The 2,686-nt window shown below is 43.8% G+C and carries 4 protein-coding genes; 2 read left to right on the top strand and 2 right to left on the bottom strand.

Annotated features, from left to right (window positions below; all coding sequences use genetic code 11):
• Window positions 1-508, top strand: a 508-nt coding sequence (locus F6K49_RS40135; RefSeq protein WP_293106363.1) for a 4Fe-4S dicluster domain-containing protein, incomplete at its 5' end; no start/stop codon positions are given.
• On the top strand, window positions 505-693 hold the full coding sequence (locus tag F6K49_RS40130) for a chlorophyll a/b-binding protein (RefSeq protein WP_293106360.1): 189 nt from the start codon (window positions 505-507) through the stop codon (window positions 691-693). The genes F6K49_RS40135 and F6K49_RS40130, both read left to right, overlap by 4 nt.
• On the opposite strand, the gene F6K49_RS40125 is transcribed toward F6K49_RS40130, so the two are convergent.
• Together F6K49_RS40125 and F6K49_RS40120 are read right to left on the bottom strand one after the other, a co-directional pair.
• Window positions 685-855, bottom strand: coding sequence for a hypothetical protein (locus F6K49_RS40125; RefSeq protein WP_293106357.1), 171 nt, complete (start codon window positions 853-855; stop codon window positions 685-687). The two genes, F6K49_RS40130 and F6K49_RS40125, sit on opposite strands and share 9 nt — an antisense overlap.
• A 192-nt stretch (window positions 856-1,047) precedes the next feature.
• On the bottom strand, window positions 1,048-2,686 hold a 1,639-nt coding region (locus tag F6K49_RS40120; RefSeq protein ID WP_293106354.1), incomplete at its 5' end, for a mechanosensitive ion channel domain-containing protein.

The raw sequence follows: 2,686 nt of genomic DNA, 5'->3' as shown, positions 1-2,686 counted from the left end.
TGCCAAAGAAGTTAATCGAGATTTTGTCGGTCCTCATGCCTTGGCTAAAGCACAGCGTCTGGTGGTAGATTCCCGTGATAATACCACGGAAAATCGTTTGGAGAAATATAACGAAGCAATAAAAGGAGTCTGGGGTTGTACCCGCTGTATGATGTGTAATGCGGTTTGCCCGATGGGTGTGGCTCCTATGGATCAAATTGGTAAGATTAAACAGCATATTCTTGAAGCCATTGATGACCAAGAGAGTCGTCCAATCCGCCACCGCAAAGTCCTAATTGATTTAGTCAAAGAGGGAGGTTGGATTGATGAGCGTAAGTTTGGCTTGCAGGTGGTTGGTAACTCATTTCGAGATATCCAAGGTTTGGCGAGCCTAGGACCACTGGGATTACGAATGCTAGTTCGAGGTAAGTTTCCCTTGAGCTTTTCTCCATCAGCAGGAACATCACAAGTGCGATCGCTAATTGAATCGGTAAAAAATTTGGAGTCTGAAGGATCTGATCAGTCATGAGTTCTGAAACACCCAATAAGAGTGAATCATCTGAGGAGTCTTTTAACCAACCTGAACCAGCTTTTGGTTGGACTCCCTATGCTGAGCAAATCAACGGCAGGTTTGCGATGGTTGCCTTAGTTTGTATCCTGTTACTGGAATTGCTCACTGGTCAAGGTTTGTTGACTTGGCTGGGTCTACTCTAAGGAATTTCCAACTACTATATAATGATCCCGAGCTTGAGATTTCTTTGCTCTGACAATCACGATTGTTGACGGTTGACGGTTGAACGCGCACCCGTGGCCTAAAGGCCAAGGTTGACGGTTTACTACCTCTGTTGGGATTTCCTCTTTGCCCTGACCAGCCAATTGTTGCGGCTACACAAATGTAGAGACCTAGCATGCTAGGTCTCTACAAGGCTCTGGGCAATTAATTAAATAAATTAATTAAGCTAATTAAACTGGAGTATTGCACCTGGATTGGCTATCAGTTGTGTTAATTAGATAGATGTTGGACGCCTGCTATACGAAAGTAGGCATTCTACAGATAAGTCTACAGATTCAAGCTGTCTTACCGTTGGGGAAAGAGCTATGGGGCTTTGGATTTGTTATCTGGCCATGACTTCCTGCTCGGGGAAGGTCTTGCTTAGCCATAGCTTCACTGATGTATATTTCCTGCCGAGGCAGTGGGATCACAATTCCCTCTTGTTCAAATCTTTCTTTTATAATTCGGCTGATGTCACAATAGGCTGTCCAGTAATCCTCTTTCTTAGTATATGCCATAAACCAAATGTTAACAGCATATTCAGCCAATTCCCCAGTGTCGATCCAAGGACCAGGGTCTTCCAATACTAAGGGATGAGAGTTGGCAATCTCCTTAAGAACTTGGAGGGCTTGAGTAATACTATTGCTGTAGCTGATCCTTACAGTAAGGAACATAGCGCGGACGGAGCTACTGGTTTCGTTCGCGATAACATTACCCCAGATTGAGTTGTTCGGCACGATAATGATTTTATTTTCCAAAGTATTGATGGTGGTGCAAACTAAGTTGACATCCTTAACCGTACCTTTTACCCCAGCGACTTCAATCATATCGCCCACGTCGAAAGGTTTATAGACCAAGATCATTAACCCATTGGCAAAGTTACCGAGGGTATTTTGGAAAGCAAACGCTACCACAAAACCAGCAGCTCCAATCATGGCCATTAGTGGACCAATACTGACCTCTAAAGCAGTGATACCTAAAAGAATACCCACCAAAAATAATCCTTGACGGGTTATCCTAACTACGAACTGACGGAGCATAGCTGACATATTCGGGAACATCCACAAAGATTTCTCGAGGACTTTCCCTAAAATCAGAGAGAGGATGCTAAAGCCAGCAACAATTCCTAAAAATTTGCCAATGTTATTCGCCCAGCGCAGACCTCCTTCTTTAGACTGGAGCCAGCCGACGATGGTAATCCAAGTTCCTTCAGTGTCGGTGACGTCAACCTTAATCCCACTGATGGCATCGATGTATTTGTTGTACAACTGAACATCACCGCCTTTAGTTTCCAGCTCTTCAAGTACGACCTCAAAGCGATCGCTTAAAGCAGTGCGTTCCTCCCGCAGTGTAGTCATATTGACTAGCACTTGCTTTTTAACTTCGGTCTTGGCCTCGACTGCTTCTTCTAGGTCTTGTTTGGCTTTGTCAATTCCCTGTCCAGTCTTTTTCTGCTCTTGTTCATCAGTAACAATTTTATTGCTAATTGTCCCAATCTTCTCTTGAACCTTAGCAACATCCTCGTTTGAGGTTTTGGCTTTATCTTTTTCCTCTTCAGTACCTTCAACTGCTTTATCAATCGCCCCTTGCAAGGTTTGATCCTGCTTTGTCTTTTCTTCTTCTTTGACTGCTTCTTCTACTGACTCCTGAGCTTTTTCCAGAGCTTCTTGTGCCTCTTCAGCAGCTTTTAAAGCTTTAAGGCGATCCTTAGCCGATCCCTCAGTCTCTATTTTTTCCTTAGTATCTGTTGCTTCCTCAAGAGCCTCTTTGGCATCTTCTAAAGCATCAACAGCTTCTTTAGTTTGTTCAAGCTCTCGATTTTTGCGCTTTACAGCAATTTCCGCATCGCTAAGTTCTTTAACTTTAGTTTTAAGCAAGAACATCCACGCCTCAGCTTCACCATCCAGCTCATCCTTAGTCAAAGGCTTGAGCATT

The sequence above is a fragment of the Moorena sp. SIO3I6 genome, assembly GCF_010672095.1.
This window is presented reverse-complemented; position numbering and strand designations above follow the sequence as displayed.